This is a genomic window from Cryobacterium sp. 10C3 (genome assembly GCF_034314285.1).
Taxonomy (GTDB): domain Bacteria; phylum Actinomycetota; class Actinomycetes; order Actinomycetales; family Microbacteriaceae; genus Cryobacterium; species Cryobacterium glucosi.
This window is the reverse complement of record NZ_JAVIWF010000002.1, coordinates 1,448,964-1,472,788: the sequence shown is the minus strand read 5'-3', so window position 1 is coordinate 1,472,788 and position 23,825 is coordinate 1,448,964. Positions and strand designations below refer to the sequence as shown.

The following is a 23,825-nucleotide window of genomic DNA, read 5'->3' as shown; positions in this document are numbered from 1 at the left end:
CGCCCGTCTGAATCTGCCGGTCCGGTCCGGCGAGCGCCCTAGGCTGGGGGCGTGTCCGCATCAGCCCGTCCTCGTCGCAGTCCCGGCAGGGGCGACGTCGAACGCTGGGACCTCGACGGCTGGTGGGACCCGGCGGATGCCTTCGACGCGCTCTACCGGGACAGTGCCCACGCGATCTGGCTCGACGCCGGCCCCGGCGCGCAGGCCGGCTTCAGCTACCTCGCCGGGCCGACCGAACGCTCCCGGTTCGTGACCGCCTCGGTACTGGATGGAACCGTGACCGTGACGGTTCCCGGCGACCCGCTCACCGTGCCCGCCACGAGCACCGGCACCGTTTTCGACTTTCTCAGCACCGATCTCACCACGCCTGGCGGCCCGCCGGGCGGTGAGGGAGCAGGCGGCTTCCACCTCGGCTGGGTCGGCTGGCTCGGGTACGAGCTCGGCGCCCAGACCCTGGGCGTGCCGCAGCCTCCCTCGCGCTACCCCGACGCCGCCCTGCTCGAGGTCGACCGGATGCTCGCCTTCGACCACGAGAGCCGCACCGTCACCCTGCTCGCCCGCAGGCAGCCGGGGGAGCCGGCCCGCCTTGCCGAGGACTGGGCCCGCGCCGTGCGGGCGCGACGGGACAGTTCTCCTGCGGCGCGGCATCCACTGTCGTCGGCCGGCGCGGTGGCTGCGGTGGACGTCGCGCCCGAGCAGCCCGGATCACCGCCCCGCGCCCGCTGGCGGCACGGCTCAGCCGACTACGCGGCCCTGATCGAACGCTGCCAGGCCTTCATCGCCGCGGGGGACGCCTACCAGCTCTGCCTCACCAACGAGATCACCGTCGACGTGCGACCGCACCCCGTCGTGGCCTACCACCGGCTGCGGGCCGGCAGCCCGAGCCACCACGGCGGCCTGCTGCGCTTCGGGGACACCGCCCTGTTGAGCGCATCGCCGGAGCAGTTCCTCACCGTCGGCACCGACGGCAGCCTCTCGAGCAAACCGATCAAGGGCACCAGGCCGCGTTCCGCGGATCCCGCCTCCGATGCCGGCCTCCGCGCCGACCTCGCCGCGAGTGACAAGGAACGCGCCGAGAACCTGATGATCGTCGACCTGATGCGCAACGACCTCGGCCGGGTGGCCGAACTCGGCACCGTCGCCGTCACCCGCCTCCTCGACGTCGAGAGCTACGCGCACGTCCACCAGCTCGTGAGCACGGTCGAGGCGCGCCTCGCCGCGGGGCTCACGGGCACGGATGCCGTCCGGTCCTGCTTCCCGGCCGGTTCGATGACGGGGGTGCCCAAGCAGAGCGCCGTCAGCCTGCTGCGCGGCCTCGAGGACGGTCCGCGCGGCATCTACTCGGGTGCGTTCGGCTACTTCGGCCGCGACGGAGCCGTCGACCTCGCCATGGTGATCCGCAGCATCGTCCTCGATCCCGCAGGAGCCTCGATCGGAACCGGCGGCGGAATCACCACCCTGTCCGTCCCGGCGGAGGAGGTCGAGGAGACCCGGATCAAGGCCGCGGCGCTCCTGACCGTGCTCGGTTGCGGCCCTGACCTCGTTACCGGCGCGGGTTGAGTAACCTAGAAGCTTGGACTGTGAAGCGTTCACGCCCGAATCACCAGAATGAGAGTCCCGTGGCACACGAGCACGACCGCACCCCATACGGCGTAGAGATCGACGAGGACGTCTATGACTTCGCCGCGATCCAGGCGAAGTGGCAACCCATCTGGGACGAGCTCGAACCGTTCCGGACGAGCGACCCCGACGACACCCGTCCGCGCAAGTACGTGCTCGACATGTTCCCGTATCCCTCAGGCGACCTGCACATGGGCCACGCCGAGGTCTACGCGCTCGGCGACATCGTCGCCCGGTACTGGCGCCAGCAGGGCTTCAACGTGCTGCACCCGATCGGCTGGGACTCCTTCGGCCTCCCCGCCGAGAACGCGGCCATCAAGCGCGGCATCGACCCGCGCGGCTGGACCTATGACAACATCGCGCAGCAGAAGAAGAGCATGAAGCTCTACGCCGCCTCCTTCGACTGGTCGCGTGAACTGCACACGAGCGACCCCGAGTACTACAAGTGGAACCAATGGCTGTTCCTGCAGCTGTACAAGAAGGGCCTCGCCTACCGCAAGGACAGCTGGGTCAACTGGGACCCGATCGACCAGACCGTGCTCGCGAACGAGCAGGTCCTGCCGGACGGCACGAGCGACCGCAGCGGCGCGATCGTGATCAAGAAGAAGCTCACCCAGTGGTACTTCAAGATCACCGACTACGCCGACCGCCTGCTCGACGACCTCAACCAGCTCGAGGGCACCTGGCCGGCCAAGGTCCTCAACATGCAGCGCAACTGGATCGGCCGCTCCATCGGCGCCGACGTCGACTTCGCCATCGAGGGCCGGGAGGCCGTCGTGAGCGTCTTCACGACCCGCCCGGATACCCTCTTCGGCGCGACCTTCATGGTCGTGGCCCCCGACTCCGACCTCGCCGCCGAGCTCGTCGCCGACTCCACTCCCGAGGTGCGCAAGCGCTTCCAGGACTATCTCGTGCAGATGCAGAAGAGCACGGACATCGAGCGCCAGGCCACCGACCGGCCGAAGACCGGCGTCTTCCTCGAACGTTTCGCGATCAACCCCGTCAACGGTGAACGCCTGCCGATCTGGGCCGCAGACTACGTCTTCGCGGACTACGGACATGGCGCCGTGATGGCCGTTCCCGCACACGACCAGCGCGACCTCGATTTCGCCCGGAAGTTCGACCTGCCCGTCCGGGTCGTCGTCGACACGACGGCGCCCTGACCGGTACCCTGCCCGTGATCACGCCCGGCATGATCGACGGCACGGAGGAACTGCCGCTCGACCCCACGCCGCTCGATCCGGCAGAAACCGGTGTCGCGCTGGCCGGGGAAGGCCGCCTGATCAATTCCGGAGCCCTCACCGGCCTCAGCAAGAACAACGCGATCAAGCGCATCGTCGAGCAGCTCACCCAGGACGGCACCGGAAGGGCCGCGAAGAACTACCGGCTGCGCGACTGGCTCATCTCCCGCCAGCGTTACTGGGGCACCCCGATCCCGATCATCCACGGCCAGGACGGCGCAGAGATCCCCGTGCCCGAAGACCAGCTTCCGGTGCTGCTGCCCTCGACGGAGGGCCTCGATCTCAAGCCGAAGGGGACCTCGCCGCTCGGCGGCGCCACGGACTGGGTCAACGTACCCAACCCGATCGACGGCACCCTGCGCGCCGCGACGCCGACACGATGGACACCTTCGTCGACAGCTCCTGGTACTTCCTCCGGTTCCTGAACCCGAACGACGACACCCAGGCCTTCGACCCGAAGGAAGCCGAGAAGTGGGCTCCCGTCGACCAGGTACGTCGGCGGCATCGAACACGCGATCCTGCACCTGCTGCTACGCCCGGTTCATCACCAAGGTGCTCTTCGACCTCGGTTACGTGACGTTCACCGAGCCGTTCACCGCACTGCTCAACCAGGGCATGGTCATCCTCGACGGCACCAAGATGTCCAAGAGCAAGGGCAACCTCGTCTACTTCACCGAGGAGATCGACCAGTTCGGCGTCGACGCCGTGCGCCTCACGATGGCCTTCGCCGGCCCGCCGGAGGACGACATCGAGCTGCGGCGGACGTCTCCCCGGTCGGCTCGGCCAAGTTCCTCGCCCGCGCCTGGCGCATGGCCAAGGACGTCACGAGCGCGCCCGACGTGCTGTGGAAGACCGGTGACCCCGCCCTCCGCCGGGTCACGCACCGCTTCCTCGCCGACGCGCCCGGCCTGATCGAGTCCTTCAAGTTCAACGTCGTCGTCGCACGCCTGATGGAGCTCGTGAACGCGACCCGTAAGGTCATCGACACCGGCGCAGGCCCGGCCGATGCCGCGGTGCGGGAGGCCGCTGAGGCGACCGCCATGGCGCTCAACCTCTTCGCGCCGTACACCGCGGAGGACATGTGGCAGCGCCTCGGCTACGAGCCGTGCGTCGCGCTCGCCCAGTGGCGCAAGGCCGACCCGCGGCTCCTCGTCGAGGAGTCCGTCACGGCGATCGTGCAGGTCGACAGCAAGGTGCGCGAGCGCCTCGTGGTCTCGCCGAAGATCTCCGCTGACGACCTCGAGGGCCTCGCCCGCGCATCCGCATCGGTCATTCGCTCGATCGGGGACCGGGAGATCGTCCACGTGATCGTCCGGGCGCCGAAGCTCGTGAGCATCGTCACCAAGCCCGTCTGAGGTCCTGACGTCGTGAGGTCCTGAGGCACCTCGAGGATCCTCGAGGTGCCAGTGCCCTCGCCGATGCGCGTTGCGCGCCCTCGACAGGCCTGGGGCCGGTCCGGTTGTCCACCGGTCCGGCCCGGGCCGGCGCCCCGCGGGGCGGCGCGCATAGCCTGCCCGGATGGAGACTCCACGACCCTCGTCCTGGCCGGACGGGGAACCCGGGACAGGGCAGGGAGGGCGGTCCGGCCGGGGTCACGACCTGGAGCCGAACCCCGCCGACGCGGCTGGGCCGTTTCCCGACCGGATGTCGCCGCTCGACACCCTCTCGCCGTCCGCCCGCCGGCCGAACCGGGCCAGGCTCCGGATCGGCCTGGGCGCGGCGGTCGTGCTTGTGCTGGCCGCTCTCCTCCTCGCGGTGATCGTCACCGCGCTCGGGCCGCAGGCCGGGCGGCAGGTCCTCGTCTCCGCGGTGGGCGGAGCCGCAGGCCGCGGAACGTCGACGGCGTCCCCGCCGGCCTCCCCAGACAAGGGTCCTGCCTCCGGAGCGGCCGGCTCCGGAACGGGGCGGGCCTCGCCGTCTCCGGACGCCGCTCGCACACCCGTCATCCTCGTGCACGTCCTCGGTGCCGTCCTCCGGCCGGGCCTGTTCGAATTGCCGGTCGGTGCCCGCGTGGTCGACGCCGTGTCGGCTGCAGGGGGATTCACCGCGGCGGCCGATCCGGCAGGGACCAATCTCGCCCGGCCGCTCGCGGACGGCGAGCAGGTCTACCTGCCCGCCATCGGTGAGACGGTACCGGGTGGAGCGGGCGGCACCGGTGGCACCGGCGGCACCGGCGGAAGCGCGGCCGGTTCAGGTGGAGCGGCCGGTCTTCCGGCGGTGAAGATCAATCTCAACCGGGCGACGGTGTCCGAGCTGGACGCGCTGCCACGGATCGGCCCGGCCATGGCGCAGCGCATCGTCGACTACCGGTCCGCGAACGGACCCTTCGCCGCCATCGAGGACCTCCGGAACGTGACCGGGATCGGAGACAAGACCTTCGAGGCCCTGAAAGACCTCGTGACGGTGTGAGACCGCCGACGGGAGGTAGTTCCAGGGCGGACGCACGCCTCGTGATCCCCGCGGCAACGGCCTGGGCAACGGCCTGGTGGCTCACGGGCGCCCCGGTGTCCGCAGGGCCGGCCGCGGCGGCCCTGTGGGGGGCCGTGCTCGCTGCGACCGGATACGCGGTCCTCCTGGCGCGCAGGGGAGACCCGCGCTCGGTGTCCAGCCCCGCGGCCGGCGCGGGGATCCGCCGGGCGATCCGGCGCCTGGCGACCCGGTTGCCCGCGAACCGGACGGTGACCGCGGGAACCGTCCTGGTCTGCTGCACGGCCGCGGCCCTCCTGGCCTCGCTCGTCGCGGTCGCGGCACCCGCCCGACTGCCGGCCGGCGTCGCGAAGATCGCGGCGGCCCATGTGCCTGTCGCGGCGCGGATCGTGGTCGGTTCCGTGCCGGCCAGGGCCCCGGCACTGTCGGGATTCGGTGGTTCCGATGCCGGTGCCGATGCCGATCCCGGCGCCGGCGCAGGGAGCGGGCGCATTCGGTTCAGGGGCGCCCTCGTCGCACTGGACGCGGGGACCGGTTCGGCCAGGGCAGCCGCGCACGACACCGGGGACGGCCTGTCCGTTCCGGTCCTCGTGTTCGCAGCGGCGGCGGGGGAGAGCCTGCGGATCGGTGCGACCGTGAGCCTGGACGCGACACTCGTGTCCACGGAGCCGGGCGACTCCGCCGCGCTGCTGGTCTTCGGCGACGGACGACCGGTGCCCGTCGCCGAAGCGCCGTGGTGGCTCGACTGGGCCGACGAATTGCGCGCCCGCTTCGCCGCCTCGGCCGCAACCCTCCCCGGTGACGGGGGAGCGCTCCTGCCCGGGCTCGCGATCGGCGACACGAGTGCCGTCGGCGACGACCTCGACGCGGCGATGAAGTCCAGCTCGCTCAGCCACCTTACCGCGGTCTCCGGGGCGAATTGCGCGGTCGTGATCGCGATCATCATGCTGATCGGCGCCAGGCTCAGGCTCGGCCGGCTCCGGCTCGGGCGCGGTGCGCGCATCACCCTGTCGCTCGGCGTCCTGCTCGGCTTCGTCGTGCTCGTCACCCCCGAGCCGAGCGTGCTCCGCGCCGCCGTGATGGCGGCGGTGCTCCTCATCGGACTGGGCATCGGCAGGCCCGGTCGCGGTCTGCCCCTGCTCGCGCTGTCCGTCATCGTGCTGCTGGCGACGGACCCCTGGCTGTCCCGCAGCTACGGGTTCGCACTTTCCGTGCTCGCCACCGGCGGCCTTCTCGTGCTTGCCGGGCCGCTGACCCGATCCCTGGCCCGCTGGCTGCCGACCGGGCTCGCCGCCCTGATCGCGATCCCGCTCGCAGCGCAGCTGGCCTGCCAGCCCGTGCTCGTGCTGCTAAGCCCCACCTTTCCGCTCTATGGCGTTCCGGCCAACCTGCTCGCCGAGCCGGCGGCCCCGCTCGCCACGGTCCTCGGCCTTGCGGCGTGCCTGCTGCTGCCCTGGCTCCCCGGCGTGGCAGGCGTCGTTCTCTGGGCGGCGTGGGTCCCGTCCGCGTGGATCGCCGCAGTCGCGCGGACCGCGGCGGAGCTGCCGGGCAGCAGCCTGCCCTGGCTCGGCGGGCCATTGGGGGTGCTCGTGACCCTGGTCCTCACCGCGGCCGTGCTCGTGTTGCTTCTGCGGCAGGGCACACGGACCGGGTCACGAGCCGGAATCGGGGAGCGAATGGGAGGCCGCGACGGCGACGCCGGTTCACGCGGTGCCCGCCGGACCCGCTCGACGCTCGACGGCTGGTCGGCCGTCGCGCTCGTGGTGCTTGTGCTGGTCGTCGGTGGATACGCGGGCACCCTGATCGGAAAGGGCATCGGCCGCGCCCTGACCTTCCCCGCCGACTGGCAGATCGCAGCGTGCGATATCGGCCAGGGTGATGCCGTCGTCGTCAGGGACCACGGGACCGACCGGGACCGCTTCGCCCTCGTCGACGTCGGGCCGGACCCGAAGCCGCTCAAGCAGTGCCTGCGCTCGCTCGGGATCGACCGGATCGACCTGCTGGTGCTGACCCATTACGACATGGACCACATCGGCGGAATCGCGGCCGTGATCGGCCGGGTCGGCACCGCACTCGTCGGCATCCCCGAGAACGCGCAGGACGAACGGCTGCACGCCCGGCTCACCGAGGGCGGCGCCGAGGTACGGCAAGCGGCGAAGGGCGACGCGGGCACGCTCGGCGGCCTGCGCTGGGACATCCTCTGGCCCGTGCCCGGCGGGTCGGAGATGCAGACCGGCAACCCGGGGAGCGTCACGATCGAATTCGACGGGCGCGGCATCCGCTCGGTGTTTCTGGGCGACCTCGGCGAGGACGCCCAGGTCGCGCTCGACCGGGTGTCCGCGCCGGGCAGGGTCGACGTCGTCAAGGTCGCCCACCACGGCAGCCGGGACCAGAGCCCACAGTTCTACGCCGAGTTGCACGCAACCGTAGGACTCATCTCCGTCGGTGCCGACAACGGCTACGGGCACCCGACGGCCTCCCTGCTCGACATGCTCCGCTCGGTCGGCACCCTCGCCGTGCGCACCGACCGGCAGGGGCTCTCGGTCGTTGCACCGGCCGCCGCCGGGGGAGGAGCCCTCACGGTCTGGACGGAGAAGGGCGGCTGAAACCGGTGTCGTGTCGAGGCTCAGTGTCCCCGGTGCCGGTTAGGCTGGAAACCCTGAGCCCGCCCGTGAGCAGGCCCAGGGGAGAGGACTCGCGTGGCCGTCCGCAGCGCAGCACCCGCCAAGACCGCCCGCACCGGCAAGGCCGTCGCGATCCCGCAACTCGCCTGGCACGAGGTCCGTCCCGCCCCGATCGTGCTCGTCTCCGGCACAGAGACCTTCCTCGCCGAACGGGCCATCCGGCAGCTGCGGGACTTCCTCAAGCTCGAGGACCCGAGCCTCGAGATCAGCGACGTGCTCGCCGACAGCTACGCGCCAGGTGAGCTGCTCACGATGGCGAGCCCGTCGCTCTTCGGCCAACCACGCCTGATCCGGGTTACGAACGTCGAGAAGTGCAGCGACACCTTCCTCGCCGAAGCCCTCGACTACCTGGAGAACCCCGCGGACGACACCTATGTCGTGCTCCGCCACGCCGGTGGCGTGCGCGGAAAAAACTCCTCGACACCATCCGGTCCGGTCTCGGCGGCGGCATCGAGATCGTCTGCGCGGAACTCAAGAAGGACACCGACCGGCACGACTTCGCCGCGGCCGAATTCCGCACGGCAGGCAAACGGGTGAGCGGCAGTGCCCTGCGCGCCCTCGTGGCTGCGTTCTCCGGAGACCTCGCCGAACTCTCCGCGGCGTGCCAGCAGCTCATCGCCGACTCCACGGCCGAGATCACCGAAACCACGGTCGACCGGTACTACGGCGGCCGTGTCGAGGCGAATGCGTTCAAGGTCGCCGACGCCGCGATCGCGGGCAAGTACGGCGACGCCCTTGTCATCCTGCGTCACGCGCTCACCTCCGGTGCAGACCCGGTCCCCGTCGTCGCGGCGTTCGCCATGAAGATCCGCACGATGGCCAAGGTCTACGGCGCCCGTGGCGGATCGGGCCAGCTCGCCGGCCAGCTCGGCCTGGCGCCCTGGCAGGTCGAACGCGCCCAGCGCGACCTGCGCGGCTGGACCGACGAGGGACTCGGACGCTGCATCGTCGCCCTCGCTGAAGCGGATGCCGCGGTCAAGGGCGCCGAACGGGATCCCGTTTTCGCCCTCGAACGCCTCATCGGCGTCATCGCCCGCCGGGGCGAGGACTGACTTCCCGCCCCGTCACGACCCAGCTGACCGCGTGACACCATAATCGCTTGACATGACACCACGATGGTGTCACCATGGTGACATGGAACTCGGACAGTACGTCACCGACCTGCAACTCCAGCTGGCGGAGACCGCGGCGAACGGCGCGGAGGACACCCGAGCCGTCGCCGAACGGCTCGCCGCCGGGCTGGATGCCGCGGCCAGGCTTGTGCTCCTCGACGTCCTGTCGGCGGCGGTCGGGGAGATCACCCGTGAGCTCGCGCCCGGTTCGGTCGACCTGCGACTCCGTGGCCGCGAGATCGAGTTCGTGGTGACCCAGCCGAACCCGGAGTCGGACGCCGACGAGCGGCCGGCCACACCCGTCGACCTCGACGATGCGAGCACCTCGCGCACGACGCTGCGCCTGCCCGATGCCCTCAAAGCGCGGGTGGATGAGGCGGCCGCGGCCGACGGGCTGTCCGTCAACACCTGGCTCGTCCGGGCGATCGCTGCGGAAGTCCAGCCCAGGCAACGACGCTCCGCCCAGCGCACGCTCCGCACCGGCGACAACTTCGCAGGCTGGGCGCGCTGACCGGCCCCGCCCCGGCATCCACCGGCCCGCATGTCGGGGCCGGACACCCGTTCCAAGAACTGCTCCAGCCCACAGAAAGGGAGGCGCCAGCATGCCCAGCTACCCAACACCCACCCCGATCGACCTCGCCATCAACCTGCCGGTCGGCATGATCGACGTCTTCGCCGGCGACCGCACGGAGACCGTCGTAACGGTGTCGGCGACCAACCCGGCAAAGGCCGTCGACCGCCGCGGCGCGGAGGAGACGACGGTCGACTTCGACGGCCGGCGACTGACCGTGACCGGTCCGAAGCCCCGCTTCAGCGTCATCGGCCCGACGGAGTCCGTCGACGTGACGGTCGAGCTCCCCGCGGGGTCGCGGCTGACCGCAGAGATCAGTGTCGGCGGCGTGGCGGACCGTCGGGCGCCTGGGCAACACCCGCATCAAGTCCTCAACCGGACCCGTCGACCTCGACGCCACCGGCGACCTGTGGCTGCGCGCGGCGCACGGCAACGCGACCGTTGCGACCGTCGGGGGTGGAATCGAGGTCACGGCCGACCACGGCCAGATCCGGGTCGGCACCATTGCCGGTGACGCGATCCTCAAGGCGTCCCACGGCAGCATCATGGTCGGGGAGGCCTGTGGCGATCTCGACGCGAAACTCTCCTACGGCGACCTCGACGTGACACAGGCGCTCGCCTCCGTCACGGCGAAGACCGCATATGGCAGCATCCACGTGCACGAGGTCTCGAGCGGTTCCATCCAGGTCGAGAGCGGCTACGGCCAGGTCACCATCGGCGTCCGGTCCGGCGTGCCCGCCTGGCTCGACCTCTCCTCGAAAGACGGGAGGGTGCGCAACGAACTGGCGGGCGACCGCGCTCCCGACGCTTCGGAGCCGACCGTCTCGGTCCGTGCCCGCACCCAGCACAGCGACATCAGCATCCGGCGCGCCCGATGACCGTGCCGTCCGAGATCCCCACCACCAGAAGACATCACGAGAAGGGAAGACCATGACCAGCTCAGCGATCGACGTCCACGGACTGTGCAAGTCCTACGGCGGACGGGTCGTACTCGACGACGTCGACCTCTCCGTTGCCGCGGGCACCGTCACAGCGTTGCTCGGCCCGAACGGCGCAGGGAAGACGACAACCGTGCACATCCTGTCCACGCTCGTGCGACCGGACGGCGGCACGGCTTTCGTGAACGGATGCGACGTCCTGCGCGACCACGACGGCGTGCGCGCCGCGATCGGCGTCACCGGCCAGTTCTCGGCGGTCGACGGCCTGCTCACCGGCGAGGAGAACCTCCAGCTGATGGCCAGGCTGCGTCACCTCGGCGCGAAACGATCGAAGGCCAGGGTGACCGAACTGCTCGAGCAGTTCGACCTCGTCGAGGCGGCCCGCAAGCCGCTCGCGACCTATTCCGGCGGGATGCGCCGCCGTCTCGACCTCGCGATGACGCTCGTCCAGGCCCCGAGCGTGATCTTCCTCGACGAGCCCACCTCCGGGCTGGACCCGAGGAGTCGCCACACCGTCTGGGACATCGTGCGCGACCTCGTCGCGCAGGGGACGACGGTGCTGCTCACCACCCAGCAACTGGCGGAAGCGGACGAACTCGCGGACCGCATTGCGGTGCTCGACGGCGGCCGGATCGTCGCGGAGGGAACGCCGGACGAGCTCAAGCGCCTCGTGCCAGGCGGGCACATCCGGCTGCGTCTCCCGGATAGCGCGGCGCTCGACGCTGCCTCGCGCCTGTTCGGTGAGTCCGCTCGCGATGAGGCGGGACTCGCGCTCACGGTGCCGGGCGACGGTACGGTCGGCGCGCTGCGCGGCATCCTGGATCGCCTCGATGCCGCCGGCGTCGAGGTCGACGACCTCAGCATCCACACCCCGGATCTCGACGACGTGTTCTTCGCCCTCACCGGCACGAAGGATCGGCCGGGCCGGGTCGACACGAAGGGAACCGAATCATGACCACCCTCACGGCCCGGCGTCAGGCAACACCACGCGGCCGCCGGCCATCGCATACCGTCGCCGACGCGATCACCATGCTGCGTCGCAACCTGCTGCACATGGTTCGGTATCCCGGCCTGTCGATGTTCACCATCCTCGGGCCCGTGGTGATTCTGCTGCTCCTCGTCTTCGTGTTCGGCGGCACGCTCGGGGCAGGACTGCCCGGCGTCGATCCCGCGAGCGGCCGCGACGCCTACCTCGCATACGTCATGCCGGGCATCCTCGTGATCACCATTGCAGGGACCGCGAGCGGCGCCTCGATCACCGTCGCGATGGACATGACCGAGGGCATCACGGCACGGTTCCGCACAATGTCGATCTCGCGCGCTGCAGTCCTCGCCGGGCACGTCGTCGGCAACACGATCCAGGCGATCATCGCCGTCGCCCTCGTGCTCGGAGTCGGCCTCCTCGTCGGATTCCGGCCGACGGCGGGAGTCGCAGAGTGGTTCGCCGTCGCCGGACTCACCGTGCTCGTCTCGTTCGCGGTCAGCTGGCTCGGAGTCGCCATGGGCATGCAGTCGAAAACCGTCGAGACCGCCAGTAACCTGCCGATGATCCTGACGATCCTTCCGCTCCTGGGCAGCGGCTTCGTGCCGACGGGCTCGATGCCGGAATGGATGCAGTCGTTTGCGCAGTACCAGCCGTTTACGTCGTTCATCGAGACCGTCCGCGGTCTCCTGCTCGGCACCCCGCTCGGCTGGAACCCGATGCTCGCGATCGGATGGTGCGCCCTGCTCTCGGTCGCCGGCTACGTCTGGTCGATGGCCCTCTACGAGCGCACCTCGGTGCGCTGACAGACCCGGGTCCCGCCCCGCGAAGGGGTCGGGACGACAAAAAAGCCCCCCGCCTGAGGCCCACCTCGGCAAGAGGTGCTGACGCTGGGGTGACAAGAATTTAGTCCGGGATCCCCGACGACAAGTGAATATTACAGAGCGGGACCGGCGAGCTGAATGAGGCTCGCCGGTCCCGCTCTTCTTCATCTCGGTCTAGCAAATCGGCGCGCTGTCATAGGATCTGCTCAGCGTCGGGAATAGTAGGCATGAGGGCTGGGCTCATCGACGTTGCGGTGCGTCTTTGTGCGCGGAACGATGCGGCCCGGACGAGAAGTACCTGGAGCAGGTCTTGGCTCGCGGTCGTTGAACGAGATCTGAGAGAGAGCTCCAGTATCGCCGCTTTAGCCGCATCGATGTGCTGCTGCTGTCCGGGCAACCTGCAATCGTCCCTTAGAAAGGTTGCACCCGAAGGACGTCCGTAGCGACTGCTCCGTGGTGCGCCTATCTGCTAGTGAAAGCGAGGGCCGGCTAGATAGCCGGGCCGCATTCCCTGACCATCGGAAGCAGCCTAGGCCGCGCGGCGGGACGCAATGACCTTCGCCGCGACAAGACTCACGGTTCCTGCGTCATAGTCAATCTCTACAAGATTCTTCACGTCCGCAAAGCTCAAGGCATACATCATCTGGGAAGGAGCCACGCTGTGAGCTGATGCCGCAGATTCCAACAGGGTTTCAATAGGGAGATTTGGGGTGTTCTTCACAAGTTCCGCGAGAGTCTTTGCTCGTTCACGCAATATGTTTGTCTGCTCACTGAAGCTGAGTTCCCTTAGCAACGTCGACATTGTGTTCCTCCCAGGCGAAGCGTGGTGATACCAACAACCCCTAATTTCAGGGTACGAGCATGGACCTACTGAAAATAACGTCGGCCACCGCGTTTTAATTCCGGCGGCCGGATCGAGTTTCCCGGCTGCCGAGGTTCTTGATACGTCCGACTGTTCGACTGGAGCACTACGCTCGAAATTCAATTGGAGCCATTCAGCCGTATATTCCCGCGGGCGTTTGCGGACAGGTCTTATTTATCTCAGCCCAACCGTCACCTGAAGGTGTTACTCCAAGGTAAGGAGTCCAGGCCCCACTCGTGGCGTAATTGTCCTCGAATGACTGAAGACTGGGAGGTTCCGGGATCGAGTATCCCGCCTTTTCCAAACACGGCTTAAGCGTGTTCACATCGTAGTCATAGAGATAGTCCAGCTGAGACTTGTTGAATGGCTTGTTGAATTTGGGGTCAAGCGGATACTCGATATCACATACGTAGCGAGCCAACATTATGGCTTCTTCTTGGCCAGCGCTCGTTTGCGTTGACACCCCGCCAGCATCGACCGTTGAAGGAAATCCCTGTTCAGTCAAACACTTTGCGTTCACGGCCGGCATGTCATCCAGAGTCACATAGCGAACCCTCACGACACTTGGGTCTGGCTTCTTGGCGTCTGGAAATTGTGAAACGATGTCTGTCCAACTTTGCGCCAAGCTCGCGGCATTGAGGCTGTCACGTTCGGCATCCTGCATCGCGGCGATCGTCGGGCCCGGTACTACCGGGGCTACCACCGCGCACCCCGACAGTAGCAATAACGCCCCCACCGACAGTGCACCGATGACAATTTGTCTATTCCACCGATTTAGGGTCACAAGTCTTCCCACCCATTCTTGTACATCGCCCTTGCAATACGCCTGATCGTAGTACCATTTTGGAGCGGCGACTGCGATGCTACGGCAGCAGCTATAGTCGCAAATCTGTCTATAGGATTCGGTCCCGTGTCCTTGTGGCAATTCGTGTCTACTGTTCTCACGCCGTCTCAAGTCATTAATTTCAATCCTCCTTCACCTATGTGTGCGGCAATCCCGTGGCTCCCGCAGAGAAATTTCGTGCGTGGTGCCGTTGGCTGTGGTATGTGCATGCGCGGGAAATACGTATCGCAAGGCCACAGACTCAGCGGCACTAGGTGCGTTCGGTCTATGGTCCACATCGAGGGAGAGGGAATTGCGGAGCTGCCAAGGATGCGGTTACGTACATCGCGCCCAGGAATAGTGTCACGGGCGAAATCAGCCCCGTTCAAAGGGCTTCGTCCACATTGGTGGGTCCGGCTACTAGCTGAATCGACGCGTTCTCACGCGATCTGCTGGCCGTCGGAGCAGTACGTACTGAGGGTCTGGCTCTCCGCGTTTGCGGTGTTCGTCTTGAGCTCGGAAGGATGCAATCCGGATAAGGGCTGCTCGGAGCATCTCTTGGCTCGGGTTCGTGGAGCCCGGTATGAGGGCTCCCTTGATCATGGCTTCGGCCTCGTTGACATGCTGCTGACCGAGCAGTGTTTGAGCGTGTCTGATTGTGAGATGTGGTTCGACAAGATGCAGATCAAGACGTCGGGCATTCCCGGAGTAGGTTTCTGCCCGGCCGTGCTCCCCGGCGAGCTCAGATCTCTTGATGCAGAGGTAGGCGACGTGGCCGGCCACAACGGGGTAGTTTTCGGACCATTTCCCAAGATACGAATCTGTGCTGGACGTTTTCATGATGAGGCCGTTGATGCGTTTGTCGGTCTGGTATCCGGCATTGTCGCTCAACAAAGACAATGCGACGTATTCGTGTGCGACATCGAGCGGGCACGGACGGCGTTCCTCACAGTCAGGGCATGCTGCCCCCTTCCTGCATCTGGGTGCGGATCGAATCGCTGCGTTGATATTGCGCCACCACCAGATCTCGGGTCGTGGTGTGATGGTCGGTTTCAGCAGCCTCATGGCCCCACCGACCAATGTCGCTAGTTGACCTGGCTCCGATAGATCCTGCGCGGGAAGGGCGAAAGCCTTGAAGAGCTCGGATCTGTGGTTGTCATCGAAGGCTTCGCACTCGGATCGGAGGAGCTCGCATCTCTGGACGGCGCACTCCCGGGCGCGAGCGACCCATACCATCACGTCCGCTGCAGAGGCATCGTCGGGCAGGAGTGTGCCGTGGGAAGCCAGGTGCTCAGCGTTCTGGATCATGGGAAGACAGCCTTTCGATAAGGCTTGTGTCCAGGAGCGATGCGTAACGCCATACCCGTTCGTCGGTGTTGACGTGAGGCGGCTGCCGGTCGTCGTAGCCGCGGCGCCTGGTCGACCAACCTCCGTGGGCAAGGTTGTCAGCTCGAATCAGTTCCCTCATTCGGTCCATGTTGTTGAGGAGTCCGTACTCGCGACAGACGACGAGATCGAGCAGCGTGTTGGTCCGTTCGACGTTTCGGAATTGGTGTTGCCGTCCGGCCAGGATCGGCTTCAGTACATCGCGGTTCTTGATCTCGACCGCGGCGTTAGACGCCGGCAGGTGTGGTTGCGCGATGAGTGCCGGGATGGCGTCGGCGAATGCAGGCTCGTAGAGGCCACGCCTGATCGTGATCGGCGCCAGTGGCGATCCGACCGCCCTTGCGATCGCTTCGAACTCGTCCCACCACCTGGCCCAGCCGGTGACACCGCCCGAGACGAGCATGTCGCGGCTGAGTTTTGCCAGATGGTCTCGGAACTCTTGGCGGGGGCGCCGGTCTCTGGTCGTGCCGTCGTTAAATCCGACGGTGTCGCGGAGCATCAGACGCATGAAGTCGATGAAGTGGTACAGACTCGGGATCCTCGTGATCTCGGCCGACTTGAAAGCCGCGTCGAGCGCGCCGCTAATCGCGTTGCCGAAGTCAGAGATGACGACGTCGGGCCGGACGCCTAGTTCAGTGAGGATGTACTTCCAGCTCTGCGCGGTCGATGTGCCAGGCAACGCTCGGGCCAGACGCAGCCTGTTTTCCCTTCGAATAGTGTCGCCCACGGGCCGCCATGTGGTCGTAACGACGCTATGGATGGTCCAGCCCAGCTGCGACCGGCCGCCTTTCCGGCGGACGTAGATCGGTACTTCGTCGAAGACAAAAGTGATCGGCTTCTCCGGAGTCGCGCTCTTGTGTTAACGCCGACCGAAAACAGGGCCAGAAACGCCAACTGAAAATAGGGCCACCAACCATTATGGAAGGTGATCAAATTGGATGATTGGGCAGAGATTCGCCACCTGCATTCGACGGGCAAGCATTCGAAACGGGAGATAGCCCGGCTGGCCGGGGTGTCCCGGGGAACGGTGGATCGGGCGTTGGCTGTGGATAGGTCGCCTACGTATAAGCGCGAGCCGACCGGGTCGAGTTTCGACGCGTTTGCGTCGCAGGTGCGGGTGTTGCTTGCGGCAACGCCGACGATGCCGGCCGCGACCGCGGCCGAACGGGTGGGCTGGTCGGGGTCTCCGTCGCTGTTCCGGGCCAAAATCGCCGAGCTGCGCCCGGAGTACGCGGTGCCGGACCCCGCGGACCGGCTGGTGCACCCGCCCGGGTTCCAGGTCCAGTGTGATCTCTGGTTCCCGCACGAAGACCTGCCGCTGGGCCATGACCAGGCTGCTGCGCCGCCGGTGCTGGTGATGACTTCGACGTTCTCCGGATTCATCCAGGCCCGCATGTTGCCGTCTCGGACGACGCCGGATCTGCTCGGCGGGATGTGGTCGTTGCTGCAGGAGGCCGAGGCCGTTCCCGCCCGGCTGACCTGGGACAACGAGACCGGCATCGGGCGCGGGAAACTCACCGAGCCCGCCGCCGCGTTCGCCGGTACGCTCGGCACCCAGATCAAGCTACTCAAGGCCCGTGACCCCGAGTCCAAGGGCATGGTCGAGCGGATGAATCGGTTCTTCCGCAGCCGCTTCATGTCGGGCCGGGCGTTCACCTCGCCCGACGACTTCAATGAGCAGTTGGCCGGGTGGCTGCCCATCGCGAACAACCGTCTCTCCCGGTCACGCAGAGGCCGCCCGCAGGACCTGATCAGCATCGACCGGGCGGCGATGCGCGGGCTGCCGCCGCTGGCGCCGGAAGTGATGTTCCGAAATAGCGTCCGGCTCCCACGGGATTACTACGTTCGCGCTTTCAGCAACGACTACTCCGTCGACCCGACCATGATCGGCCGGGTCGTGGACGTGACAGCGGGCCTGGAACGCGTCACCGTCCACCACGACGGGGTCCTCATCGCCGCGCACCGCCGGAAATGGGCTCGGCAACTGACCGTGACCGATCCGGCGCACGTCCTCCGCGCGGCCGAGCTGCGCGCGCAGTTCCAAGCCCAACGCGCCCGCCGGCCCGCGGTCACTGCCGTCGTCGAGATGGCCTCACTGGCCCGCTACGACGAACTCTTCAGCGTTGACCTAGACACCACCCCGACCGTGTTGGCGGTCGCGTCATGACCGGGTCGGAAGCGGCCTCGCAGATCGAGTACTACGCCCGCGCGCTGCGGGCCCCACGGATCAGCGAAGCCTTCCGGCGCCTGGGCGACCAGGCCCGCGACGCGGGCTGGTCCCACGAGGAATACCTCGCCGCAGTGCTCTCCAAAGAGGTCTCCGAACGCGAAGCCTCCGGGGCAGCGCTCCGCATCAAGGCCGCCCGGTTCCCGGGTCACAAAACCCTCGAGGACTTCAACTTCGACCACCAGCCCTCCGCAGACCGGAACCTGATCGCGCACCTGGGCACGAGCGTGTTCCTCACCGAAGCGAAGAACGTCGTCCTCCTCGGGCCTCCCGGAACCGGGAAAACACACCTCGCCGTCGGCATTGGAATCAAGGCCGCCAAAGCCGGCCACCGGGTCCTCTTCGACACCGCGACGGGCTGGGTGACTCGACTCCAAGAAGCCCACTCACGAGGCAAACTCGCCGCCGAACTCATCAGGCTGCGCCGTTACAGCCTGCTGATCGTCGATGAGGTCGGCTACATCCCCTTCGACCAGGACGCCGCGAACCTGTTCTTCCAACTCGTGTCATCTCGCTACGAACACGCCTCACTGATCATGACGAGCAACCTGCCCTTCGCCCGCTGGGGCGACGTGTTCGGCGACCTCACCATCGCCTCCGCGATGATCGACCGCATCGTTCACCACGCCGACGTGATCAGCCTCAAAGGCAACAGCTACCGGCTCAAGCAACACCAACCCACCGCGACTACGGCACACTAGAACCACACGAGAGTGGCCCTGTTTTCAGTTGGCAGAAGTGGCCCTATTTTCGGTTGGCGTTAACATCTTGGCTCGATCGCTGTCATTTGCAAGACGCTGTATGTGCTCTTGGTCACGAATAGTTGCGATGACGTCGTCGTAAAGTACGGGACCGTATTGCTCCAGCAGATCGGCAGAGAGGTGCCAAACGTCCGCACCGTCAGCGGCGCTAGACGTCATCGGGCGACGGTCGGGGGATGCAGATCCTCGATGGCTGAGCGCGTGGCGCTCTGCGTGCCCGGTCTTCTCTAGAACGTTGAGCGATGACTGCGCGTAGCTGACCCCGATCGACAGCTCGTTGAGGGCTTCAAGCACTGCTCGAACCGGCCACTTTGCACGGCGTGAGGAGGCCTGGGTCCCTCGATTGACACCAATGAGCTCCTCGCAGTCCGGACAATGGACTTCGGACTGTCCGATGTACTCGCGCGGAAGATTCAGAGTGAAGTAGTGGACGGTACCTGTCCCCGTCGTGCACCGATACCGCTGTTTCTTGACGAGCGTCCCGTACGAACCGTTGCGCACGATGTCAGATCCGGGGTGTGCCGGACACGCCGGCGACGGCGAAGTCAGAACAATTGGGACCTCTGCGCCGCCAACAAGGACCTGGAACTTGTGCGCATGGCCAGAAGCCAAGATGCATTCATAACGCTGCCACTGACGGCCGTGGTCATCTGTCCGGCGGCCTGCCTTGCGAATCTTGCTCCCCGAGTGACGTCGCTCAAGGCAGCGGACAGCAATAGCATCTCTCGGCACCAGGCACTCCAATGCTCACGGACACAACCACTTTGAGGCTACCCCGTCACCACTGATCGGCTAGGCGCCTGGCCAGCCGTTTCGCACTCCGGTTACCTCACGGAGCGGAAACTTCGCCAACACCGAACCAGGCGGTTAGGAAGCCGCCATGACGACCCGAAGCTTACGACAAACCGCGGTCGCACATGTCAACAGCCCTTGGAGCCACCGATGTACTTAGCGAACTGATCCCGTAGTCACCAAACTGCTTTGGACGACTCCGATGGAATTGCGTTCCAGATTGTCATTTCTTCGCAGCCGCCGCGCATGTTCCATTCGACCTCCACATCAAATCTGCGCGGACGAAGGCATACAAATGATTCACCAGTACGAGGCTCCCATCACACGAAGCGTGGGCGATGCGAAGCGCGCTATTCGCGCGGCCACAAAAGCCTGCAGGGACGCCGCCTTCGCCCGTGAGGTTGTCCTTCTCAGTGCGATCGAGGTCTGTGACTGGAACGGATTGTCCCCTAGAGAGATCGCTCGAGAACTTGGACGTTCCACGAAATTCATTAAGAAGGCCCTGCGGATGAGATACCGGTGGGAAACGCTGCCTAACGAGCGTGACCGGACCACACCGCTCGTCGACGCGGCGTGGCATTGACGGGGACATGTGGCCAGAATGCTGAGAACGGCCTTCGAGCGTCGTACTTTCCCGGCTTGACCGACGTCCGGCGGATATTCCGTGCTTCGGTATTTGCTATCCCTTGCAGGCGAAGACTTCTCCCTGTGCCCTCGCGAAGTATCAGCCATTCTTTGCTTTCGCGGAAGCGCAGTCGTCGCCGCCGGTGAGTCCGTTCGCGCCCCGCAATGCAATGCGCCGATCCTCGCGCGACCACATGTCAACCCTCCAAGGTCAATCCTTCGGGGATGATTTTGCGGGATTGCGATAGATCATCGGTGTTCCTACTGCGAAGCAAACGATGCAGGCGATCACCAGGCCTGTCACGAGATAGGTCTCTGGCGCACGTTCATATGTCGAGACCAAAGTTATACCTGCCGCAATCAACGCGCTGAGTATACCGGTGAGAATAAGGCTGCCACCGACGAGTGCCCAGTTGTTGCGTTTTGCAGCTCTTGGGGTCTGGCTGCCCGGTGAGGAGCCATTTTTACGCGCCACGCGATCGTGCTCGCGTTCGGCGGTCAGGTAGGCCATCGGTGACGGATTCGGGGTGAAATTGCCCTCTGATGGGGTGCCGACAATGACCATGAAATCGTCAAATCGATCCAACCTGCGAAGGTACATATTCGGGACTGCACTCAACGTGGAATGATCGGCCAAACGAATGTATTGCGCTGCCAGCGATCCAGCGCGGCGCATCAATACTGCACCAAAGAACATCGATCCCAGTATGACGGGAAAGAAGATCGCTGCGCCAACGACTAGCGACCACGCAGCGTATTCCGGAGGAGCTTTGAGCAGCCGGGCGACTAAAAAGCCGATCACAATTACAAGTATTCCTGCAGCAGGAACCACGTATGCAATAGGAATGGCCCGGCGCCGTGCTCTCGTCGCTTCCGGTCCAATCCGGTCGATCCAACCCTGACTCTCGTCATTATGTCTAGTCATCTGCTGCCTTGGCTACTAGTCGGTGAAGATAGTGATCAGCGATGCCTGCTGTCTAGCAGCGAGCGCTGATTCCTAGGACTGCTGCCGTATCCTTTCCATCGGTGTCTCATTCGTCATGGTCGGATCCCTTGATAGATGGATCGAGTCATTGCGTACATGCGCGGCTACTGAGAAGACGAAGCGTGCATTCAGAGGACCGCTTTAGAGTCGTTCAGGCGAGCGCCCCCAGTTCGCCTTCATACCTGATGTTACGACCCGTCAGAGATCCGCTGGATAGTCACCCGAAACCTCGTCGCCCCACGCACACACGTCGCCGAGGCTGCGTCCGCATGAGAAGACGAGGACTCCCTCTCCGTTCCGCGACACGAAAGACACCGGCGGGGAAGCGAGGATCGCGTCCCTGAGCCGCACGTTACTTAACAACGCTTGATCGTGACGGGTGTAAACGTTCGTGCGCCAGTTGGCAACCACTTTGAACCGGCATGCCGATCAGCCCAGTGGCAGCATTTTGTATTTCGAGCGTTGACGCACCTGTATCCTCCATCCTGAACGCAGCCAGGCCGGCCCTGAAATTGAGATTCAGAGCCGGCTTTATTTGTATCCCCACATCAGCACCTCTTGCCGAGGTGGCCTGAGGCGGAGGGCTTTTTGGGTGGTGCAGAGACTAGACGAGCGCGCCGACGGACTTGGCGAGCGCCGACTTCTTGTTTGCGGCCTGGTTGCGGTGGATGACACCCTTGCTGACGGCCTTGTCGAGCTTCTTCGACGCAATCGCGAGGCTGGCGACAGCCTTGTCCTTGTCGCCGGAGGTGACAGCGAGGCGCGCAGCGCGAACAGCGGTCTTGAACTCGCTCTTGACCGCCTTGTTGCGCTCCTGGGCCTTCTTGTTGGTGCCAATTCGCTTGATCTGCGACTTGATATTTGCCACGTTTATACGCTTTCGTTAGGTTCTTGTTCGGATGGGCCGCGTGGCGGTAGAGGGCGCCGTACGGCAAAATCGTGGTGGGGTGGGACCCAACACGCAAGCCAACAGGCAACGATACCAGTTAATCGGTCCGGCCGATAATCGGGTCGGCTACTCGGTCTCCCCGGCCGAACCGCGTTCGATCTGCCGCAGCGGAGACGGCGAAATCGGCGGCGGGCCTGAGCTATGGGAGAATTACCGGATCATGTCACCCAGACCCCTCACGGCGTTCCTGCCGGCCGCAACACCGCCGGCATTCATCCGTAACTTCTGCATCATCGCGCACATCGACCACGGCAAGTCCACCCTCGCCGACCGGATGCTGCAGATCACCGGCGTCGTCGACGACCGCCTGATGCGGGCCCAGTACCTCGACCGCATGGACATCGAACGCGAACGCGGCATCACCATCAAGGCCAGGCCGTGCGGATGCCCTGGGAACTCGACGGCCAGGCCTACGCGCTCAACATGATCGACACCCCCGGTCACGTCGACTTCACCTACGAGGTCTCCCGGAGCCTCGCGGCCTGCGAGGGCGCCATCCTGCTCGTCGACGCGGCCCAGGGCATCGAAGCCCAGACCCTCGCGAACCTCTACCTGGCCCTCGAGAACGACCTCACGATCATCCCGGTGCTCAACAAGATCGACCTGCCCGCCGCAGATCCAGACAAGTACGCGAAGGAACTCGCGAGCCTCATCGGCGGCAAGCCGGAGGACGTGCTGCGCGTTTCCGGCAAGACCGGAATCGGCGTCGCCGAACTGCTCGACCGCGCCACCCGGCTCATTCCCGCCCCCGTCGGCGACCCGGACGCCCCCGCCCGCGCGATGATCTTCGACTCGGTCTACGACAGCTACCGCGGCGTCGTCACCTACGTCCGTATGATCGACGGCAAGCTCAGCCCGCGCGAGAAGATCCAGATGATGTCCACCCGGGCGACGCACGAGATCCTCGAGATCGGCGTGACAAGCCCCGAACCGACCCCGAGCAAGGGTCTCGGCGTCGGCGAGGTCGGCTACCTGATCACCGGTGTGAAGGACGTCCGCCAGTCCAAGGTCGGCGACACCGTCACGACCGCGCTGCGCCCGGCAACCGTCGCCCTCCCCGGCTACACGGAGCCCAAGCCGATGGTGTTCTCCGGCCTCTACCCGATCGACGGCAGCGACTACCCCGCTCTCCGTGAAGCACTCGACAAGCTCAAGCTCTCCGACGCGTCCCTCGTCTACGAGCCGGAGACATCCGTCGCCCTCGGCTTCGGGTTCCGCTGCGGGTTCCTCGGGCTGCTGCACCTCGAGATCATCACCGAGCGCCTCGACCGCGAGTTCAACCTCGACCTGATCACGACGGCCCCGAGCGTGATCTACGAGGTCTCGACCGACGACAAGAAGTCCGTCACCGTGACGAACCCGAGCGAGTTCCCTGACGGCAAGATCGCCAAGGTCGAGGAACCGATCGTCAAGGCCGCGATCCTCGCGCCCAAGGATTACGTCGGCGTCATCATGGAACTCTGCCAGGGCCGCCGCGGCACCCTGCTCGGCATGGAATACCTCGGTGAGGACCGGGTCGAGATCCGCTACACGATGCCGCTCGGCGAGATCGTCTTCGACTTCTTCGACCAGCTGAAGAGCAAGACCGCCGGGTACGCCTCGCTCGACTACGAACCGATCGGCTCGCAGGAGGCAGACCTGGTCAAGGTCGACATCCTGCTGCAGGGCGAGCAGGTGGACGCGTTCAGCGCCATCGTGCACCGCGACAAGGCATACGACTACGGCGTGCTGATGACCGGGCGGCTGCGGAAACTCATCCCACGGCAGCAGTTCGACGTTCCGATCCAGGCCGCGATCGGAGCCCGCATCATTGCCCGCGAATCGATCAGCGCCATCCGCAAGGACGTCCTCGCCAAGTGCTACGGCGGCGACATCTCCCGCAAGCGCAAGCTGCTCGAGAAGCAGAAAGAGGGCAAGAAGCGCATGAAGATGGTCGGCCGCGTCGAGGTGCCGCAGGAGGCCTTCATCGCCGCGCTCTCGGGGGACGAGCCGGCCAAGAAAGAGAAGAAGTAGGCGG

General features: G+C 66.0%; 17 protein-coding genes and 3 pseudogenes. 12 read left to right on the top strand and 8 right to left on the bottom strand.

Annotated elements, in window-relative coordinates:
* The first annotated feature begins 51 nt into the window (after window positions 1–51).
* From RGU41_RS07710 to RGU41_RS07685, 6 genes and pseudogenes are all read left to right on the top strand, one after another.
* Window positions 52–1,560, top strand: a complete 1,509-nt coding sequence (locus RGU41_RS07710) for an anthranilate synthase component I family protein (RefSeq protein WP_322135921.1) — start codon at window positions 52–54, stop codon at window positions 1,558–1,560.
* Window positions 1,561–1,619: 59 nt separating this feature from the next.
* Window positions 1,620–4,216, top strand: a pseudogene (leuS, locus tag RGU41_RS07705) (leucine--tRNA ligase).
* A gap of 163 nt (window positions 4,217–4,379) precedes the next feature.
* Entirely contained in the window at window positions 4,380–5,270 is an 891-nt protein-coding gene (locus tag RGU41_RS07700; protein ID WP_322135920.1) for a helix-hairpin-helix domain-containing protein, read from the top strand.
* Window positions 5,271–5,311: 41 nt separating this feature from the next.
* The gene (locus RGU41_RS07695; protein ID WP_322135919.1) at window positions 5,312–7,894 is read left to right on the top strand and encodes a ComEC/Rec2 family competence protein; all 2,583 of its coding nucleotides are present in this window, start codon (window positions 5,312–5,314) and stop codon (window positions 7,892–7,894) included.
* 93 nt (window positions 7,895–7,987) lie between these two features.
* Window positions 7,988–9,024 (top strand): annotated as a pseudogene (holA, locus tag RGU41_RS07690) (DNA polymerase III subunit delta).
* Between the two features lie 82 nt (window positions 9,025–9,106).
* Window positions 9,107–9,595: a toxin-antitoxin system HicB family antitoxin gene (locus RGU41_RS07685; protein ID WP_134446066.1), complete on the top strand. Its 489-nt coding sequence runs from the start codon at window positions 9,107–9,109 to the stop codon at window positions 9,593–9,595.
* Window positions 9,596–9,694: 99 nt separating this feature from the next.
* Here the strand turns inward: RGU41_RS07685 and RGU41_RS07680 are convergent, their stop codons facing one another.
* Window positions 9,695–9,904 carry a hypothetical protein gene (locus RGU41_RS07680; RefSeq protein WP_322135918.1) on the bottom strand — a complete coding sequence of 70 codons (210 nt, stop codon included), beginning with the start codon at window positions 9,902–9,904 and terminating at the stop codon, window positions 9,695–9,697.
* 68 nt (window positions 9,905–9,972) lie between these two features.
* Between RGU41_RS07680 and RGU41_RS07675 the strand changes: the two genes are divergently transcribed.
* Genes RGU41_RS07675 through RGU41_RS07665 form a run of 3 tightly spaced genes read left to right on the top strand, consistent with a single transcriptional unit; the run spans window position 9,973 to window position 12,381 of the window.
* Entirely contained in the window at window positions 9,973–10,533 is a 561-nt protein-coding gene (locus RGU41_RS07675) for a DUF4097 family beta strand repeat-containing protein (RefSeq protein ID WP_322135917.1), read from the top strand.
* A 52-nt stretch (window positions 10,534–10,585) separates the two neighbouring features.
* Window positions 10,586–11,548, top strand: a complete 963-nt coding sequence (locus RGU41_RS07670; RefSeq protein ID WP_134446064.1) for an ATP-binding cassette domain-containing protein — start codon at window positions 10,586–10,588, stop codon at window positions 11,546–11,548.
* On the top strand, window positions 11,545–12,381 hold the full coding sequence (locus tag RGU41_RS07665) for an ABC transporter permease (RefSeq protein ID WP_134446063.1): 837 nt from the start codon (window positions 11,545–11,547) through the stop codon (window positions 12,379–12,381). Before RGU41_RS07670 ends, RGU41_RS07665 begins: the two co-directional genes overlap by 4 nt.
* Before the next feature lie 547 nt (window positions 12,382–12,928).
* On the opposite strand, the gene RGU41_RS07660 is transcribed toward RGU41_RS07665, so the two are convergent.
* From RGU41_RS07660 to RGU41_RS07645, 4 genes are all read right to left on the bottom strand, one after another.
* The gene (locus RGU41_RS07660; RefSeq protein ID WP_322135916.1) at window positions 12,929–13,120 is read right to left on the bottom strand and encodes a hypothetical protein; all 192 of its coding nucleotides are present in this window, start codon (window positions 13,118–13,120) and stop codon (window positions 12,929–12,931) included.
* A gap of 274 nt (window positions 13,121–13,394) precedes the next feature.
* On the bottom strand, window positions 13,395–13,925 hold the full coding sequence (locus RGU41_RS07655; RefSeq protein WP_322135915.1) for a hypothetical protein: 531 nt from the start codon (window positions 13,923–13,925) through the stop codon (window positions 13,395–13,397).
* A 579-nt stretch (window positions 13,926–14,504) separates the two neighbouring features.
* Window positions 14,505–15,392 (bottom strand): hypothetical protein, encoded by an 888-nt coding sequence (locus RGU41_RS07650; RefSeq protein WP_322135914.1) that lies wholly within the window; start codon window positions 15,390–15,392, stop codon window positions 14,505–14,507.
* Window positions 15,376–16,197 (bottom strand): hypothetical protein, encoded by an 822-nt coding sequence (locus RGU41_RS07645; RefSeq protein WP_322135913.1) that lies wholly within the window; start codon window positions 16,195–16,197, stop codon window positions 15,376–15,378. The genes RGU41_RS07650 and RGU41_RS07645 overlap by 17 nt, the downstream gene beginning before the upstream one ends.
* Before the next feature lie 198 nt (window positions 16,198–16,395).
* Between RGU41_RS07645 and RGU41_RS07640 the strand changes: the two genes are divergently transcribed.
* On the top strand, window positions 16,396–17,637 hold the full coding sequence (locus RGU41_RS07640; protein WP_322135187.1) for a Mu transposase domain-containing protein: 1,242 nt from the start codon (window positions 16,396–16,398) through the stop codon (window positions 17,635–17,637).
* Window positions 17,634–18,398, top strand: a complete 765-nt coding sequence (gene istB / locus RGU41_RS07635) for an IS21-like element helper ATPase IstB (protein WP_322135186.1) — start codon at window positions 17,634–17,636, stop codon at window positions 18,396–18,398. The genes RGU41_RS07640 and istB overlap by 4 nt, the downstream gene beginning before the upstream one ends.
* Before the next feature lie 24 nt (window positions 18,399–18,422).
* Here the strand turns inward: istB and RGU41_RS07630 are convergent, their stop codons facing one another.
* The 3 genes from RGU41_RS07630 to rpsT form a co-directional block, all read right to left on the bottom strand.
* Window positions 18,423–18,752 (bottom strand): hypothetical protein, encoded by a 330-nt coding sequence (locus RGU41_RS07630; protein ID WP_322135912.1) that lies wholly within the window; start codon window positions 18,750–18,752, stop codon window positions 18,423–18,425.
* A 1,333-nt stretch (window positions 18,753–20,085) separates the two neighbouring features.
* Complete coding sequence (locus RGU41_RS07625; RefSeq protein ID WP_322135911.1) at window positions 20,086–20,706, bottom strand: hypothetical protein; 621 nt, start codon at window positions 20,704–20,706, stop codon at window positions 20,086–20,088.
* Window positions 20,707–21,463: 757 nt separating this feature from the next.
* A complete protein-coding gene (rpsT, locus tag RGU41_RS07620; RefSeq protein WP_134446062.1) occupies window positions 21,464–21,727 on the bottom strand; it encodes a 30S ribosomal protein S20 in 264 nt (87 codons plus the stop codon).
* A gap of 241 nt (window positions 21,728–21,968) precedes the next feature.
* Between rpsT and lepA the strand changes: the two are divergent.
* Window positions 21,969–23,821, top strand: a pseudogene (lepA, locus tag RGU41_RS07615) (translation elongation factor 4).
* The last annotated feature ends 4 nt before the right edge of the window (window positions 23,822–23,825 follow it).

What these genes read in the sequence shown, in the direction of transcription:
- RGU41_RS07670 (WP_134446064.1), top strand. Translation starts at nt 10,586, where the DNA reads ATGACCAGCTCAGCGATCGACGTCCACGGACTGTGCAAGTCCTACGGC.
- RGU41_RS07650 (WP_322135914.1), bottom strand. Translation starts at nt 15,392, where the DNA reads ATGATCCAGAACGCTGAGCACCTGGCTTCCCACGGCACACTCCTGCCC.
- RGU41_RS07665 (WP_134446063.1), top strand. Translation starts at nt 11,545, where the DNA reads ATGACCACCCTCACGGCCCGGCGTCAGGCAACACCACGCGGCCGCCGG.
- RGU41_RS07680 (WP_322135918.1), bottom strand. Translation starts at nt 9,904, where the DNA reads ATGACGCTGAAGCGGGGCTTCGGACCGGTCACGGTCAGTCGCCGGCCG.
- istB (WP_322135186.1), top strand. Translation starts at nt 17,634, where the DNA reads ATGACCGGGTCGGAAGCGGCCTCGCAGATCGAGTACTACGCCCGCGCG.
- RGU41_RS07700 (WP_322135920.1), top strand. Translation starts at nt 4,380, where the DNA reads ATGGAGACTCCACGACCCTCGTCCTGGCCGGACGGGGAACCCGGGACA.
- RGU41_RS07685 (WP_134446066.1), top strand. Translation starts at nt 9,107, where the DNA reads ATGGAACTCGGACAGTACGTCACCGACCTGCAACTCCAGCTGGCGGAG.
- RGU41_RS07655 (WP_322135915.1), bottom strand. Translation starts at nt 13,925, where the DNA reads ATGCAGGATGCCGAACGTGACAGCCTCAATGCCGCGAGCTTGGCGCAA.